This is a genomic window from Neobacillus niacini (assembly GCF_031457145.1).
GTDB classification, from domain to species: domain Bacteria; phylum Bacillota; class Bacilli; order Bacillales; family Cytobacillaceae; genus Neobacillus; species Neobacillus niacini_J.
On record NZ_JAVDVZ010000004.1, the window covers coordinates 340,702 to 357,398 of the forward strand.

17 protein-coding genes and 1 pseudogene are annotated in these 16,697 nt (G+C 36.2%); 8 read left to right on the plus strand and 10 right to left on the minus strand.

Annotated elements, in window-relative coordinates:
* The first annotated feature begins 39 nt into the window (after positions 1–39).
* Positions 40–1,140: a class III poly(R)-hydroxyalkanoic acid synthase subunit PhaC gene (gene phaC / locus J2Y03_RS12990; protein ID WP_396954202.1), complete on the plus strand. Its 1,101-nt coding sequence runs from the start codon at positions 40–42 to the stop codon at positions 1,138–1,140.
* A 461-nt stretch (positions 1,141–1,601) separates the two neighbouring features.
* Here phaC (J2Y03_RS12990) and fabG read toward each other — a convergent pair whose 3' ends face one another.
* The gene (fabG, locus tag J2Y03_RS12995; RefSeq protein ID WP_310194743.1) at positions 1,602–2,336 is read right to left on the minus strand and encodes a 3-oxoacyl-ACP reductase FabG; all 735 of its coding nucleotides are present in this window, start codon (positions 2,334–2,336) and stop codon (positions 1,602–1,604) included.
* A 307-nt stretch (positions 2,337–2,643) separates the two neighbouring features.
* On the opposite strand from fabG, the gene J2Y03_RS13000 reads away from it, so the two are divergent.
* The 3 genes from J2Y03_RS13000 (at position 2,644) to phaC (J2Y03_RS13010) (ending at position 5,020) form a co-directional block, all read left to right on the plus strand.
* Positions 2,644–3,048, plus strand: a complete 405-nt coding sequence (locus J2Y03_RS13000) for a hypothetical protein (RefSeq protein ID WP_132090792.1) — start codon at positions 2,644–2,646, stop codon at positions 3,046–3,048.
* A 90-nt stretch (positions 3,049–3,138) separates the two neighbouring features.
* On the plus strand, positions 3,139–3,882 hold the full coding sequence (locus J2Y03_RS13005) for a 3-oxoacyl-ACP reductase (RefSeq protein WP_310194747.1): 744 nt from the start codon (positions 3,139–3,141) through the stop codon (positions 3,880–3,882).
* Between the two features lie 49 nt (positions 3,883–3,931).
* On the plus strand, positions 3,932–5,020 hold the full coding sequence (gene phaC / locus J2Y03_RS13010) for a class III poly(R)-hydroxyalkanoic acid synthase subunit PhaC (protein ID WP_310194950.1): 1,089 nt from the start codon (positions 3,932–3,934) through the stop codon (positions 5,018–5,020).
* Positions 5,021–5,309: 289 nt separating this feature from the next.
* Here phaC (J2Y03_RS13010) and J2Y03_RS13015 read toward each other — a convergent pair whose 3' ends face one another.
* The 3 genes from J2Y03_RS13015 to J2Y03_RS13025 all read right to left on the minus strand — a co-directional run bounded on the left by J2Y03_RS13015 (position 5,310) and on the right by J2Y03_RS13025 (position 8,007).
* Complete coding sequence (locus tag J2Y03_RS13015) at positions 5,310–5,573, minus strand: hypothetical protein (RefSeq protein ID WP_310194749.1); 264 nt, start codon at positions 5,571–5,573, stop codon at positions 5,310–5,312.
* A 144-nt stretch (positions 5,574–5,717) separates the two neighbouring features.
* The gene (locus J2Y03_RS13020; RefSeq protein ID WP_310194751.1) at positions 5,718–7,055 is read right to left on the minus strand and encodes a hemolysin family protein; all 1,338 of its coding nucleotides are present in this window, start codon (positions 7,053–7,055) and stop codon (positions 5,718–5,720) included.
* 163 nt (positions 7,056–7,218) lie between these two features.
* Positions 7,219–8,007 (minus strand): TerC family protein, encoded by a 789-nt coding sequence (locus tag J2Y03_RS13025; protein ID WP_132090806.1) that lies wholly within the window; start codon positions 8,005–8,007, stop codon positions 7,219–7,221.
* A 504-nt stretch (positions 8,008–8,511) separates the two neighbouring features.
* Between J2Y03_RS13025 and J2Y03_RS13030 the strand changes: the two genes are divergently transcribed.
* Positions 8,512–10,578, plus strand: a complete 2,067-nt coding sequence (locus J2Y03_RS13030) for a peptidoglycan D,D-transpeptidase FtsI family protein (protein ID WP_310194754.1) — start codon at positions 8,512–8,514, stop codon at positions 10,576–10,578.
* 157 nt (positions 10,579–10,735) lie between these two features.
* On the opposite strand, the gene trhA is transcribed toward J2Y03_RS13030, so the two are convergent.
* The 3 genes from trhA to J2Y03_RS13045 form a co-directional block, all read right to left on the minus strand.
* On the minus strand, positions 10,736–11,383 hold the full coding sequence (gene trhA, locus J2Y03_RS13035; RefSeq protein WP_310194757.1) for a PAQR family membrane homeostasis protein TrhA: 648 nt from the start codon (positions 11,381–11,383) through the stop codon (positions 10,736–10,738).
* 19 nt (positions 11,384–11,402) lie between these two features.
* Positions 11,403–11,576 (minus strand): hypothetical protein, encoded by a 174-nt coding sequence (locus J2Y03_RS13040; RefSeq protein ID WP_165903095.1) that lies wholly within the window; start codon positions 11,574–11,576, stop codon positions 11,403–11,405.
* A gap of 244 nt (positions 11,577–11,820) precedes the next feature.
* Positions 11,821–12,264, minus strand: coding sequence for a GNAT family N-acetyltransferase (locus J2Y03_RS13045; protein ID WP_310194758.1), 444 nt, complete (start codon positions 12,262–12,264; stop codon positions 11,821–11,823).
* Between the two features lie 115 nt (positions 12,265–12,379).
* Between J2Y03_RS13045 and J2Y03_RS13050 the strand changes: the two genes are divergently transcribed.
* Entirely contained in the window at positions 12,380–12,730 is a 351-nt protein-coding gene (locus J2Y03_RS13050) for a hypothetical protein (RefSeq protein WP_132090818.1), read from the plus strand.
* Here J2Y03_RS13050 and J2Y03_RS13055 read toward each other — a convergent pair.
* The gene (locus tag J2Y03_RS13055; protein WP_310194761.1) at positions 12,727–13,356 is read right to left on the minus strand and encodes a TVP38/TMEM64 family protein; all 630 of its coding nucleotides are present in this window, start codon (positions 13,354–13,356) and stop codon (positions 12,727–12,729) included. The two genes, J2Y03_RS13050 and J2Y03_RS13055, sit on opposite strands and share 4 nt — an antisense overlap.
* 135 nt (positions 13,357–13,491) lie before the next feature.
* Positions 13,492–13,635, minus strand: a pseudogene (locus J2Y03_RS13060) (NlpC/P60 family protein); the annotation flags it as partial.
* Between the two features lie 358 nt (positions 13,636–13,993).
* On the opposite strand from J2Y03_RS13060, the gene J2Y03_RS13065 reads away from it, so the two are divergent.
* Positions 13,994–15,157: a TIGR04053 family radical SAM/SPASM domain-containing protein gene (locus tag J2Y03_RS13065; protein WP_310194951.1), complete on the plus strand. Its 1,164-nt coding sequence runs from the start codon at positions 13,994–13,996 to the stop codon at positions 15,155–15,157.
* A 141-nt stretch (positions 15,158–15,298) separates the two neighbouring features.
* Entirely contained in the window at positions 15,299–16,258 is a 960-nt protein-coding gene (gene corA / locus J2Y03_RS13070; protein ID WP_310194953.1) for a magnesium/cobalt transporter CorA, read from the plus strand.
* Between the two features lie 34 nt (positions 16,259–16,292).
* Here the strand turns inward: corA and J2Y03_RS13075 are convergent, their stop codons facing one another.
* The gene (locus J2Y03_RS13075; RefSeq protein ID WP_310194764.1) at positions 16,293–16,604 is read right to left on the minus strand and encodes a hypothetical protein; all 312 of its coding nucleotides are present in this window, start codon (positions 16,602–16,604) and stop codon (positions 16,293–16,295) included.
* Positions 16,605–16,697 lie beyond the last annotated feature (93 nt).

The following is a 16,697-nucleotide window of genomic DNA, read 5'->3' on the forward strand; positions in this document are numbered from 1 at the left end:
TTCACTATATACTAGGCATGAAGAAAAATTCAAAAAGGAGTGATCATTATTAGTACCCTTGTTGAAAAATCTTGGAATGACTTTGCTGGATTTTTTCCTAAGGAGACCCAACAGCATATAAAACGCAGTGTAAGGGCCATGCAGGTAGTAACAACCGATTCCGAGCCGGAAGTAGCGCCAACACCAAAAGAACTTGTTTGGACAAAGAATAAAACCAAGCTTTATCGCTATACCTCCGACCATCCAAAAAAATATAAAACTCCCCTTCTTATGATTTATGCATTAATTAATAAACCGTATGTCTTGGATTTAACTAAAGGTGGGAGTCTCATAGAGTATTTGGTTAACCGTGGTTTCGATGTCTATCTCCTAGATTGGGGAACACCTGGTTTAGAAGATAAAAATATGAAACTTGATGATTTTATTTTAGACTATATACCACGGGCTGTTAAGAAGGTGATGAGGACATCAAACGCAGCAGAAGTCTCCATTCTAGGTTATTGTATGGGTGGAACGATGACTTCTATATTTGCCGCATTACACCCGGAATTACCAATTCGCAACCTGATTTTTATGACTAGTCCCTTCGATTTTACGAATACAGGTTCATATGGTTCCATGTTGGATGAGCGATATTTTAATGTTGATAATGTAGTAGATACCATGGGTAATATACCACCAGAAATGATTGACTTTGGTAACAAAATGATTCAACCAATAGCAAACTTTTATGGACCATTTGTTAGTCTATATGAACGAGCTGAGAATGAAAATTTTATTAAGGGCTTCAGCCTTCTGCAAAAATGGTTAAATGATGGTATTCCATTTCCAGGTGAATCATACCGCCAATGGATCCGTGACTTTTATCAAAAGAATAAGCTGATAAAAGGAGAACTTGTTATTCGCGGACAAAAGGTCGATTTGAAAAATATTACTGCAAATGTGTTAAATTTAGCGGGTAAAAATGACATCATTGCTCAACCTCATCAAGTCGAGGCTTTAATGAATGGTATCTCGAGTAAGGATAAAATATACAAGTGTTTGCCAGTTGGTCATACCTCCATCACATTTGGCGGCAAGGCAGTAAAAATAACCTACCCTACGATTGGCGATTGGCTTGCTGATAGGTCGAATGAATAATATTATTGAAAACGCTGAAATTTCAGCGTTTTTTAATTAGGCTCTTTTCTTAAACTTTGTTGCTTTTTATAACGAAAATTAAATGATTCTGCTGTATTTTCGCAGAAAACAGCATAAATTTAATAAGAAAAGAGCTTGCAAACTAAATTCAAAGGCGAAAAATAACTATTTTCACGTTAAAATCGGCTTTAAGATTTTAACAACAATTGTTACGAAAACAGCCTTTAATTATAAGTAAACTAGCAGTCGACCTCCGGAAAAAGAATTTGGCCGATAGGAAATAAATTTCCAGTCGGCCAATTCTTGCTAATAATTTTTTAGACTTTTTTCGACAAATGTCCCATTTAATAAAATCCATATCACTTATTATTAATAATATATAAATATTGAAAGAACTTTTTTGAAATAGTTATTACTCCAAAAATAACTTACAACCTGAAGGTATTGACTTGAGATTATCGTTAAATTACCAAACCACCATCTACACTTAAAATAGTTCCATTAATGTAATTGGCTTGATCAGATGCTAGAAACAGGTACGCTGCCGCAATATCTGCTGGTTTTCCAAGCTTCTTAAGAGGTGTTTTTTCCTTCATGACATTGAGAATTTTCTCCGGTACCGCTGCGGTCATCCCAGTTTCAATGAAACCCGGTGCAACGGCATTTACCCTTATACCTTTTGGCCCGAATTCTTTTGCCCAGCTTTTTGTTAAGCCTATGACTCCTGCCTTTGTGGCTGCATAATTTGTTTGGCCAATATTTCCGTATAATCCCACTACAGAAGATGCGTTAAGTATCACTCCGGACCCCTGGTTTAACATGATGGGAGCAACCGCTTTGGTACATTTAAATACTCCGGATAAGTTAACAGCAATAACCTTTTCCCAGTCGGTTTCCTTCATTTTTGTGAGAAACCCATCCAAAGTAATCCCGGCATTATTGATTAAAACATCAATTCTGCCGTGCATTCCAATGGTTGTTTGGACCATTTCTTCAATTTGGGAGCTGTCTGTGACATCCACCTGCAAAAAGGTCACATGCTCAGATTTTAGTTCCTCAAGCGCATTGCTGCCGGCTGATTCATCATAATCACAAATCACTACCCTTGCGCCCTCTTGAAGAAATTGTTTTGCCGTTTCTTTCCCTATGCCCTGAGCGCCCCCAGTAATCAGAACCACTTTACCCGAAAATTTCATTTTACCCCACCCCTTTTTAAAATTTAATTGATCTTAAAGCAGATGGTAAGATGTTTTCAACACGACAATTTATATTATTCATATTTAATCTAAAAAAGAACAATTCTATTATTTTAATATAAAAATAGTACCTATATGTGTAATTTACAGCTAGTAAAAAATATGTCAAATCGCCGCGCAGTTCGTGTTGAAGATTGTCAAAAAATGTAGTATTATTTTGCGATAATTTTGAATATTTCCCCTTATATTCTTTACTAGTAATTAGTATGATAGAAATGTCTATTAAAACATTTAGGGAGGAATAACAATGAATTTAGAAACAAACCTTTTTGATATTTGGAAAGATTACTATGAAAAATCCAGCAGCTTTTTTGATGAATCAATTAAGGAGAATTTTCCATCCAATGGAATTGCTCAAGTAATGGAAATGAATCTGATGTACAAAAAGTTAATTGATGAAAGTACAGAGAAGTATTTAGAATTAGTCAATCTACCATCTCGTAATGATCTTGCGAATCTATCTTCTTTAGTTGTTAATGTTGACGCTAAAGTCGATAACTTGGAAGAATTGTTGGAAGATAGCAACTCAAATCAAGTAGACCCTGCAAGTTTCAAACAGGAATTAGCTGCACTCAAAAAGGATATGAAAAATTTTGATAGTAAACTGAATCAAATTCTTACTCAATTAAAAGTTTCTGAAGTTTCAAAATAGACCTTGCCATTTGCGAGAAGTCAAGCCATTTATCTGGTTTAATCATTAGTAACATAATTGAATTTATTTAATATAATTGGAGGCATTAAGATGACAGAACTTAGAGATAAAGTAGCAATCGTAACAGGCGGAAGTAGAGGCATCGGCGCATCGATTGCATTGGAGTTAGCTAAAAATGGTGTGAAAATTGTTGTTAATTATGTTACCCGAAAAGAATTGGCCGAAAAAATGGTCGCTGAAATAAATGAATTTGGCGGAGAAGCCTTGATTGTTCAAGCGGATGTTTCAATCAGTGAGCAAGCTAACTATCTCATTCATGCGACAGTAGAGCATTTTGGAAGATTAGATATCCTAGTGAATAATGCTGGAATTACAAGAGACAGTACATTTAAAAAGCTTACTGAGGTAGACTGGAGAAAAGTAATTGATGTTAATTTAAACAGTGTTTACAATACAACATCTGCGGCTTTACCTTACCTTCAGGAATCTGATGCAGGTCGCATTATTAACATTTCATCCATAATTGGTCAGGCTGGTGGATTCGGTCAAACAAACTATGCGGCTGCAAAAGCAGGCATTATTGGTTACACCAAATCACTTGCACTTGAGCTTGCGAGAAGCAATGTTACGGTAAACTCAATTTGCCCTGGATTTATCGGAACCGAAATGGTTAATGCAATTCCGGAAAAGGTTCTAGAAAGTATCGTGGCAAAGGTCCCACAAAAACGTTTAGGAAAACCTGAAGAAATCGCGCGCGGTGTCGTGTTCCTATGTAAAGATGGAGACTATATTACTGGACAGCAATTAAATATTAATGGCGGACTTTACATGTAAGTTTGTCCTGAATACTTAAATTAATAAATGATGTAAGGAGTGAACCGTTATTAACGTTCTTACGAAAAATGAATGGGAAAAGTATGCCCAATTCTTTCCTGAGGAATATCAAAAAACACTTAATCGGGTAAATAGGGCTTCTCAGGTGCTAACCACTGATCCAGAACCAGAGGTGGCTCCAACACCAAAAGAAGTAATTTGGACTAGAAATAAGACGAAGCTTTACCGCTATATTTCTGACCAACCGAAAAAACATAAGATTCCATTACTCATGGTCTATGCCCTTATTAATAAACCATATGTCTTGGATTTAACTAAAGGTGGCAGTTTAATAGAATACCTAGTAAACCAGGGTTATGATGTCTACCTGCTAGATTGGGGTACACCCGGATTAGAAGACCGCAATATGAAACTTGATGATTTCATTATGGACTATATTCCTCGGGCTGTTAAAAAAGTAATGAAAAAATCTAATGTTGACGAAGTGTCTCTTCTCGGATATTGTATGGGCGGTACGATGACATCTATTTTTGCAGCATTGCACCCAGAATTACCTATCCGTAATCTTGTGTTTATGACAAGTCCGTTTGATTTTGAGAATACGGGCCCCTACGGTGAAATGCTTGATGAGCAATTTTTTGATATTGATAAAGTAGTAGATACACTTGGTGTTGTACCACCTGAAATGATTGACATGGGGAATAAATTAATGAAACCTATGGCCAACATTTATGGACCTTATGTGAGTCTTGTCGATCGCGCGGATAATGAAAAGTTTATTACTAGCTTTAAACTTCTGCAAAAATGGTTGAATGATGGCATTCCATTCCCTGGTGAGGCCTATCGTCAGTGGATTAGAGATTTCTACCAGAAAAACAAGCTGATTAAAGGTGAACTTGTAGTTCGTGGTCATAAAGTAGAATTAAAAAATATTAAAGCCAATGTCCTAAATCTTTCCGGACAACATGACCTGATTGCCCAGCCACACATGGTAGAAGCATTGATGGATTCTATATCGAGTAAGGATAAACAATATATGAATCTACCTGTAGGTCATACGTCAATTACCTTTGGTAGTAAGGCAGTAAAAATCACGTATCCGACTATTAGCAATTGGCTGGCTGACAGATCTAACTGATTTTTTAAATAATAACCGTTGAGTGTTCCTTTTAGGAGCACTTTTTTTTGAGGGAATAGCCGGAGCTGCACAAAACTATTTATATTTCGAAACTACGTAATGATAGTGGTAATATTCATTATATTAAATATTTCATCGTAGTCAAGCAGTTTTCTGAATTTCGTGAAAGCGATTTCATAATAGGGTTTCATATAAGTATTGCTATCTCAAAAATATAAGCATGAATTCTAATTTGAACTCACGCTAAAAATGTTCTGTCTATTACTTCTTACAGCCTATATCGAACCCGTTATTGCAAAGGTGCTCCTTTTTTTGAGTTAAAGGGAACTACCTTTGTTCCCCTATTTGATTTCTCTAACATTTCTTCTGTCACGACCAAAAAGACACCAATCAAAAAGATAAAGACAGCACCTACAACTGTACCGATTCCAATCGGAACTAAGATATTGAAACCGGTTACAAGTAATCCTAAAATAAATGCCAGAATTCCAATAGTAAGAATGGTTAAACCAACATATGTCACTGCATTTAAAAATTTCTCTCTTTTCACCATAACAACGTATCCCCTTTCTCTATATTATTAATTATTAACCGTGTTCACAAAATTGTCAAACTTTTTCTGCAAATACCACCCATTATTCTTGACATTTTCATTATGAACATCATTATACTTTAAAAAAGACCAGCGATTCCACCATTAGGAGGAACTGCTTGTCTTTGGTTTTCTTTCTTCATTAAAAACCTTCTTGGCTTCAATAAACAAAATATGATGTCCTTGAATGTCCTTAACAGTAAAAATGAACCCCTCCTCTTCAATTTCATCTCCCTTTTTAGCATCAAAATTTCGTGTTAGAAACCAGCCGCCTATCGTATCCATTTCTTCATCCGATAAATTTGTCCCAAGCATATCATTTACTTCACCTACCAATACTTTAGCATTGAATAGGTAATGATCATGATTTATTTTTCGTATTTCTGCTACTTCATCCATGTCATATTCATCTCGTATCTCTCCGACGATTTCCTCTAAAATATCCTCAACCGTTACTAACCCCGATGTCCCGCCATATTCATCAAGAAGAATCGCCATATGTGACCGTTCCTTTTGCATTTTCACTAATAAGTCATGAATTGGAATCGTTTCAATAACTCGGATAACTGGCTTTAAAATTGGTTTTAAGGTCGTATTTTTCAAAAGTTCTTCTTTAGTAATTTCTTGAGTTAAAATTTCCTTTATATTTATTAGTCCTAAAATATTATCCTTATCACCATCCATGACAACTGGATATCGTGTATACTTTTCTTTTTTGATGATTTCTCTCACAGTTTCAATACTATCGTTCATATCAATCGTAATCATTTCCGTTCTAGGTACCATGATTTCTTTTGCAATTCTTTCGTCGAATTCAAAAATATTATTTACGTACTCTAATTCACTTTTATTAATCTCGCCACTTTCATAGCTTTCTGACAGAAGGATTCGCAGTTCTTCTTCCGAAAGACCTATTTCATTTTCAGAAACAGCTTTGAATCCAAACCAACCCGCAAGTACTCGAGCAGAATGATTTAATACCCATATAAATGGATACATAATTTTATAAAACCAAATCAATGGTTTAGCCGTCGCTAGTGTAATTTGTTCCGCCCTCTGGATTGCTATTGTTTTAGGAGCTAACTCACCAATGACAACATGTAAAAAGGTAACAGAAGCAAAGGCTATTCCGAACGATAAAACATGGGATATTGCTTCATTTAACTCCATCCTCTTAAATAATGGGAACAACAAACTTTCAACCGTTGGTTCCCCCAGCCAGCCGAGACCTAATGCCGTAACTGTTATTCCAAGCTGACAGGCGGATAAATATTCATCCAGGTGTGTGGTCACATGTTTTGCCGCATCTGCCCCTTTTTTGCCTTCTGCTATTAACTGTTCAATTCTTGATCCCCTTACTTTTACGATAGCAAATTCAGTAGCAACGAAAAATCCAGTTAGCGCAATTAGTAACGCAATTAAAAAAAGATTTATAATTGTCAATAGCTGACCTTACATGATGTAAGGTTTACACCTCCATAATAAATGTATGTATAGGTTATTCATTCCCCTAATCATCGCTTTTTACTGAAAGGAGCTGCATTTCCATTAAATGCAGCTTCCCATCAAATCTTCCTATTCTAAGTTTTCCTTTATTGAGAGTATATTATGAGACTTTTGTATCAATTTTACCCTCTTCTATTACCTGATCCTTTGATAAGAACCAACCTGCAGCAGCAATTGCAACTAATACACCATAAAATGTTAACTTCCATTCAGTTGAATGCGCAAATTCTTCACTTAAAACTGCAAGTGATGGATGTGAAAGTGTGTATACGGCAAGCTTTACGCCCACCCAGCCAACAATAGCGAAAGCAGCGATTTCTAGACCAGGTCTTCTTTCTAATAACTTAACAAATTGATTCGCTGCAAAACGCATGATAATTAGACCGATAATCCCACCGGCAAAAATAACTAAAAATTTCCCGCCGTCAAGTCCTCCGATATTAGGCAGCGGTGTCTCTGGAAGCACAACTGCAAGTGCTACAGCTGCTAAGATGGAATCTACCGCAAATGCTATATCTGCTAATTCGACTTTAAAAACGGTAGTCCAAAATCCACTTTTCTTAACAGGCTTCTCATTCTGATTACTTCCCGGTTTTCCTTTAATAGCCACTTTACGAACAATATGGTTGATTGCCATAAATAAAAGATATAATGCTCCTATGGCTTGAACTTGCCACACATCCACCAGGAACGAAATGACAAAGAGAGAAACAAATCGGAATACAAACGCACCAGCTAATCCATAAAATAAAGCTTTCTTTCGATCTTCTTCAGGTAAATGCTTCACCATAATTGCAAGTACTAAAGCATTATCTGCAGCTAACAACCCTTCCAATGCAATTAGTACAAGTAGCACCCATCCGTATTCCAGCAATAGAGAAAAGTCCATCAATAAGTCCTCCTAGAAAGTAAGTTTTGTCTAAAATATCCCTCTGCTGCAAATAAAAAAGCCTTTACCAAGGAAAAAGTTGAACTTTCTCCAGTGGTAAAGGCTTAAAAAAGCAAACAAAAAGACCTTTACCACTATGCAGTAAAGGTCTTGCTAACAACATCACGTTGCCAATAAAGCCGGAGAAACATGTTTCTCGGAATGACGACTTTATTGTCCAGCTACTCCCCTTTAAAAGGAAATATTTTATTACTAGTAATATATGATATTGGCGTCATTGTGTCAATAACAAAATTCCCCGTAAAATAAATGTAAACGTTCTCCACCATGAGACCATTGACTTCAAATTATTTTTTTATATTTTATAGATTACATATTGAATTAGTAGGAAATCCTTTACATTTTTGAGAATATTACCGTAAAATAATAAATAATTACATATATTTATTAAGCATACTAACGATGGAACATCGCTCTTGTTAGTTGAAAAGGATGTGTCAGCAGTTGGAGAAAAAGAAAAAGAAAAAATCACATTTCCCGTTTCGCTTAAACCTGCTATTTTTCAGCGTTTTTATGTTATTTTCCATTCTGATTTTGCGGTTAGGATTTGTTCAGATTGTCTATGGGGAAAATTTCAAACGTGAATTAGAAAGAAAAGAAGATATTACCATCAATAATCCTGTACCGAGAGGGAAAATGTTTGATAGTAAACACAGAGTGATCGTTGATAATGTACCGAAACGGGCGATAACCTTTACCAATATGGGCGCAAGTCAGAAAGAGATGCTTGAGACAGCAGAAAAGTTAGCACAATTGATCGTTAAAAATCCCGATAAAGTGACGGCGAGAGATAAAAAGGATTTTTGGATCCTTAAGAATCCCGAAAAAGCCGATACAAAAATCACTGAAAAAGAAAACGCTTTATTTAAAGCAAAAAAATTAAAAGATAATGATCTTTATAAACTAAAGCTTGATCGAATTACCGAGGAGGAATTGTCTCAATTTACCCCTGAAGAACTAGAAGTGCTCGCCATCTATCGTGAATTTTCAAGCGGCTATAAATTCACCCCGCAAATTGTCAAAAATGAAGATGTTACGCCTGAGGAGTTTGCGATTGTTAGTGAAAATCTGCAAATGCTCCCTGGTGTTGATACGACCACAGACTGGGATCGATCATATGCATTTGACCAAACATTAAAATCGATTCTAGGTAACGTTACAAAAACAGAAGAAGGACTTCCGGCAGATCGACTAGATCATTTCTTATCACTTGGGTATAACCGTAATGACAGAGTTGGAAAAAGCCAGCTTGAGCTACAATATGAAGACATCCTTCATGGACACAAATCGAAGGTTAAAACAGTAACAGATAAGCAAGGGAATGTCATTGAAACAGAAGTTGTCTCTGACGGAAAAAGAGGGAAAGACCTTGTCCTTACTGTTGATATGGATTTACAAATGGCCGTAGAGAAAATCATCGAAGAAGAGCTTTGGGCCTTGAAGCAAACTCCTAATACCGCTCTTTTGGATCGCGCCTATGTCGTTTTAATGGATCCGAATAATGGTGCAGTCTTAACTATGGCTGGTAAAAGAATCATTAAAAATTCTGAAACGGGGAAATTAGAAATGCAGGATGATGCTCTAGGTACGATTACCACTACTTACAATGTCGGCTCATCCGTGAAAGGTGCAACCATTTTAACAGGCTTTAAGACAGGGGTCATTAAACCGGGCACTCCAATTAATGATCAAGGGATAAAAATTAAGGATACCCCTATTAAACAGTCATATTCATATTTAGGCACATTAAATGACGTGGATGCCTTAAAATTGTCTTCAAACGTTTATATGTTCCATACAGCAATTAGAATTGGTAAAGGAAATTACCAATTTGATCAGCCGTTAAATCTTGCTTCAAACACAGGTGAAATTATTAGAAATTCTTTTGCAAGCTTTGGCCTTGGAACTAGGACTGGGATTGACCTTCCAAACGAATCAAGTGGTTTAAAGGGAACAAGCAAGCTGCCAGGACATATCATGGACTTAGTCATTGGACAGTATGACACTTATTCCCCGATGCAATTAGCGCAGTATATTTCAACGATTGCCAATGGCGGCAATCGAATGAAGCCACATATTGTCAAAGAAATCCGTGAGCCAATCGATGATACAGACCAACTTGGACCTGTATTCCAGGAGATTCAACCTACTGTTCTAAATACCATTGATACCCAACCGGGCTGGATGGAACGGGTTCAATTAGGCTTTAGAAAGGTTTATCAAGAGCCGGGTGGAACAGCCTTTAGACGGTTTGCAGGTGTATCCTACTCTCCCGCCGGAAAAACTGGAACAGCGGAGGCGTTTTATGATGGTCCAGAACGCGCTAAGTTCGGGAAGGAACCACCACCCGTTATGAACCTAAGTTTAGTCACATACGCACCAAGCTCCAATCCTGATGTTGCCATGGCTGTCATTGTCCCTTGGGCCTACCAAGGAACTACAGATAATGGAGCAAACTTCCGAATCGGTCGGAGAGTTATGGATACTTACTTTGAAATGAAGAAAAACTAAACAAAAAAGGCGTCTGGCATATTTCTGACCAGACGCCTTTTTGCCTTTATTGTAGAAAATGTACGGTTTTATACTGAAACTGTATGCTTCTTTGTAGAAGCTGTACACTTTATTGTTGAAACTGTACACTTTTTTGCAGGAGCTGTACATTGCTTCCCTATTGAATAGGCAATACATAGAACAAGACACAGAAAAAGTGTAGCACAGTTGCCGCGATTACGAATAAGTGCCATATGGCATGGTGATATTGGAAGCCCCGCCATACATAAAAAACAGCTCCAAACGTATAGAGCAGTCCTCCTATCATTAATAAAGTCATCCCCTGTGATGGGAGTTTATCAGCTAAAGGATTCCATACGAAAACCATCATCCAGCCCATAACAACATACAGAATGGTCGAGGTAAAAAGATATTTTTTTGCAAAAAAGCATTTAAATACGGTTCCGGCAATGGCTAATCCCCAAACAATCCCGAATAAAGACCAACCTAAAGAACCTCTAATCACAACGAGCAGGAATGGTGTGTATGTTCCAGCAATGTATAGGTAAATAGATGAATGGTCAAAAATTTCAAATAGATCTTTGACCTTCCCTTCTGGAAAACTATGTACCAATGTCGAGGACATATACAAAATGAACATGGATACTCCATAGATTGTAAAGCTAACAATGTGCCAAGCATTTCCATACAGGGAGGAAAAAACAATCAAAATAACCAAAGCGGCAATACTTAGCGCTGCACCAATCCCATGCGTAATCGAATTGGCAACCTCCTCTTTCCGTGAAAATACATGTGTATTTGCCATTACCTTATACTCCTTTTCATCACTTCTTTAATTTCTCCATTAATTCTATTATGCTCTCTTTTGGACTCCAACAGTTAAATTTATAATTTGTTTTTGTTTCGAATCCTAACCGACTGCAAAAATAAACCATTCCATCTAATTTTTTCTCTGCTTGAAAATGTCTGCAGGTAGCACAGCAATGGAAATCCTTCATTATTTTCCCCTCCACAGATTTACCATTATTTTAACTATTCCTTCATAGTTTGTTCATATTTTTCCTTTGCGATAGTTATAGGTTCCATAACAAGAACCTACCTCCGCCCCTTTTATTTTATAGATACCATCCGATACCCGGCACTTTGCCGGGTAATTTTTTATACAAAAATTTTTATCGCTTCTAAAAATACAATAAAACTGGCTGTCCACTAATATATAGCAGACAGCCTAACTCGCAACCGTTATATTTTTCTTTCCATAAATATTTCGGGATCATCTAGTGTCTGAAAACCGTATTGTTCATATAGACCATGTGCGTCGTACGTACATAACATCATTTTCCGAACCTCTTTCAGTTCTGACTGCTCAACCATGGTTTCCATCATCCATTTTGATAGTCCTCTGCCCCGATATTCAGGGAGAACAAATACATCCATAATCCATGCAAACCTAACAAAATCAGTTACCGCTCGAACAAAGCCTATCTGCTTTGCTTCACCAGTTGCAGGGTTTCCCTCGTACATCCCAAAACATATCGAAGATTTTTCGATTGACTTCTTTACTTTTTCCATCGATATTCCTTTAGCCCAGTATGAATTAGCACTCAAAAAATGGTGAATCACATTGCTATCAAGATATTGTTTATCCGTACTAAGAGTAAAACCATCCTTTTCCCAACTAGACATTAGCTTCACCTTCCAAATTTTTTGAAATCTTACTATCTTATTTACAATGAAGTATACTTCCTGCCTTCCCTGTCAATAACAATACCAATCACTAAATTGAAAGAGGTGCCTTGGTATGAAGGGAATCTATTTTATCAATGATCGGATAAATATAAACGGTCTTTCAAAGGAAGAAAGCTTTAAACTTCAAGAACAAACCATTCTGCCTTTCCTTCAAAAATACAAAATCGAAGTGGTAAAGTTGAATCCGCACCAACTATACGACTATTACACCATTCCTCATGCCCTTTTACATGATCTAAAAAAACATAGAAACTATCTCGATTGTTTCATCCAATTCTCTCCACAAGTTATGGAAGAATTTATTAATTCTTATCCAGCTAGATGGTTTATTTTAAAAAGCTTTTTTAAAGAGATTGTTACTATGGAAGAGCGAAAAGATCTTCCTATTAAGTTTATTGTTTAGTTTGCTGATCCCTTTGACATTTTTCGGTACATGACCACAAAATTAATTAGAAAAATCACAAGAATATACCCGCCATATAAACCAAAGGAAAACAGCTTGTTGCTGCTAAAAGAAGCCCCAGCGTAAGACAAGATTAGGATATTAGGTAATTTACCGATGGTTGAAGCGCTAAAGAAAACAAGCCCATTCACCTTGCTTAAACCGCAAATGATATTGACAACCGGTGCAGGAATAATCGGAATCAAACGGCAGGTTAAGATAGCCAAGAAAGAATTACGGTTAAGAAAGGATTCGTATTCCTGGATTTTTGGTTTGGTCATTAACTTTGACTGTGCATAGTCACGAAAACCATACCTGCTTAAGAAAAAGAAAGCCATTGTTCCAGCCATTGCACCTGTTAATGACACAATCACTCCTTGAGTGGTTCCAAATACACTGCCAATGATACCAGCTAGGACAGGAAAAGGAATAACAGGAAAAAAGACGCAAATAGCTACAAACAGCATGCTAATAAAAAGGGAAAGTATTCCACCCTCTTTTATTAAAGTAAGTAACTCATCTTTTTGTAATAAACCAATAGTCACGATTATGATTAACATAGATATACTCAGAATTCTTTTCCCCATCATTAACTCCTAATCTTTAAGAAGTACTCTTTCTACTTAAGTATAAAGGTAAATGCCCCTTACTTAAACCATAAATTGTCTGATTTTTTGAACAAAAAAAGACCTTTATCGTTAGACAAAGGTTTTTCCAATCTATTAAAATGCTGTTCTAGCACCTAAATATCGAGGTTTCCAATATGGATTGTTCCTATCCGTAATCGTTACACCCGTTGATGTTCCGGCGTGGATGAATTTGTTATCGCCAATATAAATGCCTAGATGGGTTGGACCAGGTTGGATGAAATGGAAATAAGCCCCTATTCAGGTAATGAAAACCCTTATGTAACAATAGCTAGAAACGCTGCAAACCCAGATTAAATAAGGATTTTAAGTCTATTTATCTAGCAACTTTTTAAGATACGCAAATCCTTTGGTAGTTTTTAGGTGAAAATTGTTCCAATAATTCCTTATGAAAAGAGGAATGTAGAAATATTGTAACAAACCTTATGAAATATTGTAACAATCCTTTCATCCAAAACCAAAAGAGAAAATTATAATTAACCTATAGATACATTTTTAATGGTTTTAAATAGTAATAAAAATATAATGAATCTTGGTGATGATAATGCAAGGAATAAGTAAAGGGCATCCACATGGAATGGGACATCCTCATACAAATGGCCACCCTCATGGTGTGAGCAAAGGAATTGATTATGATGTGAACCCGTTTATTGTAATATGGGAAGTAACACGAGCATGTGAATTGAAGTGTGTACACTGCCGTGCAGACGCCCAGCTAACTCCAGATCCTCGTGAATTAACACATGAAGAGGGTATAAATTTACTTGATCAAATCTATGAAATGGATAATCCAATGCTAGTATTCTCAGGTGGAGATTGTATGATGAGGGAAGACCTTTTTGATTTGGCTGATTACGCAGTTAAAAAAGGAATGCGTGTTTCCATGACTCCGAGTGCTACACCTAATGTAACAAAAGAAAGAATGGAACGTGCAAAGGAAGTCGGTCTTTCACGCTGGGGCTTCAGCCTTGACGCTCCAACTGCAGAAATACACGATAAATTCCGTGGAGTTCCCGGATCTTTCGACCTGACAATTGAAAAAATTAAATACTTACATGAATTAAAAATGCCTTTACAAATAAATACCGTTATCTCTCGTTACAATTATGACCACCTTGAGCAAATGTCCAAACTTGTAGAAGAGCTTGGGGCTGTAATGTGGTATATTTTCCTACTTGTTCCAACCGGAAGAGGCCAAATGGATGCTTGTATCACGCCAGCAGAGCATGAAAAAGTATTCCGCTGGTTATATCAGTTAAGTAAGACAGCACCTTATGACATCAAAACAACTGCTGCTCAACACTACCGCCGTGTCGTTTTACAAGAGAAAGCGCGTGATCATGTTATTGAAAAAGGCGAAATTCGCTACGAAGATTCGATCACAACTGATTTTGCTTCGATGCACGATGGCTTAAAGCGTGCTCCAAAAGGTGTAAATGATGGAAATGGCTTTGCATTCGTTAACCATATTGGCGATGTAATGCCAAGCGGCTTGCTCCCAATCGTTGGCGGTAACATCCGTGATACCCCGTTAGCAGAAATTTACCGCGAAGCAAAAGTATTTAAGGACCTAAGACAACCAGACAATTATAAAGGTAAATGTGGTGTCTGCGAATTCAATAAAATTTGCGGCGGTTCCCGTTCAAGAACATATGCAGTAACTGGTGATTATATGGAAAGTGAACCATTCTGTGTTTATATTCCACAAGCAATGAGGAAGAAATCCGAACAGACAGTCTAGAAATAAAAAAAGGCATTCCGTAAAATGGAATGCTTTTTTTATTCCAGGTAATTCAAATTTTGAAATTCGGTTCATTTTCGTTATCATAAAGGTAGGAATTGCATTTTTTAAAATCATTATGTATGAAAAAAGGTGTTAAATATGATTAGCTTTATGGGTATAACGAAAGAAAATAAAATTGAAAAACAGGCTTTTATTGATAAACTAAATTTCACTAAATATAAATGGTTTTGGGTTGATATAAATGAGCCAAATGATGATGAAGTTAAACATTTAGCAGAAACTTTTCAATTCCACCCATTAGCGATTGAAGATTGTTTATATAAAACAACTCAAAGACCTAAATTAGATTATTACGAGGACTATACTTTCTTTATTACGCATATTGTTCGTGAGGATGAAAAAGAAATCATAAAAGAAGAATTGGATTTTTTTGTAGGAGAAAATTTTATCGTGACTTTCCACCTTATGCCCTCAATGGAGGTTGACCAAGTGGCGGAACGATTAATGACTCGGAAAAACATTGAGAAATTTACTAGTCATCATGTCTTCTATGAAATATTGGACAAAATCGTAGACAACTACTTCCCGATTATTTACAACATTGAGGATAAATTAGATGAGCTTGAAGATAACACTCTTAATAAGCCAATGAACAATTTATTAAAAGAATTATTTGAAACTAGGTATATGTTATTAAATCTAACGCATACAGTTAATCCAATGCGTGATCTTCTCTACCGAATGCTAAATTCTCAACATTTGAAACACATTATTAAACGGAAAGAATATTTCTCTGACATCTACGATCATCTTTTAAAATTATCGGAAATGCTGATGGCTAATAGAGAAATCACTGCTGACATACGAGATAATTATCTTTCTTTAAATTCTCACCAAACAAATAATGTGATGAAAGTTCTAACCATAATGACTTCTATTTTTGCCCCGTTAACATTTATTGCAGGAATTTTTGGAATGAATTTTCAAAACATGCCCGAATTATCATGGGAGTATGGCTATCCCCTTTCTCTTTTGTTAATGAGTGTTATTGGATTATCCATGCTAATATGGTTCAAGAAAAAAGGTTGGTTTAAATAGCCAAAGAAAAAAGACTAGCTAGTCTTTTTCTTTGCTACTCCCAATTTTCATAAGTAACCGTACCGCCTGTTACATCTATTGTATTGCGCTCTCCCTTATAGTAAGTCCTTCCATCCTTTTCAAAAATATAATTTTCATACGTAAATAGCTCTTTTCCATCTGGAAGATGAATCACCACTTGGGAACCAACATTTTCTTCTGGCGATTCAATTTTTATTGTACTTTGATAATAATGCTGAAACACGAAAAAACCCACTGTAAGTATGATGAAGGTTAGTATGAAAAAAAATGGCCACTTCCATGAAATTTGCTTCGTTTTTTGGTGATATAGTTCTATTCTGGTCACTTTTCTCCCCCATTAGCTTATAATTATTTTACTTTTCCAATTATTCCCTTTATTCCCAATTTCTCAAGTTTTTTATCTTGTTACGGAAACATC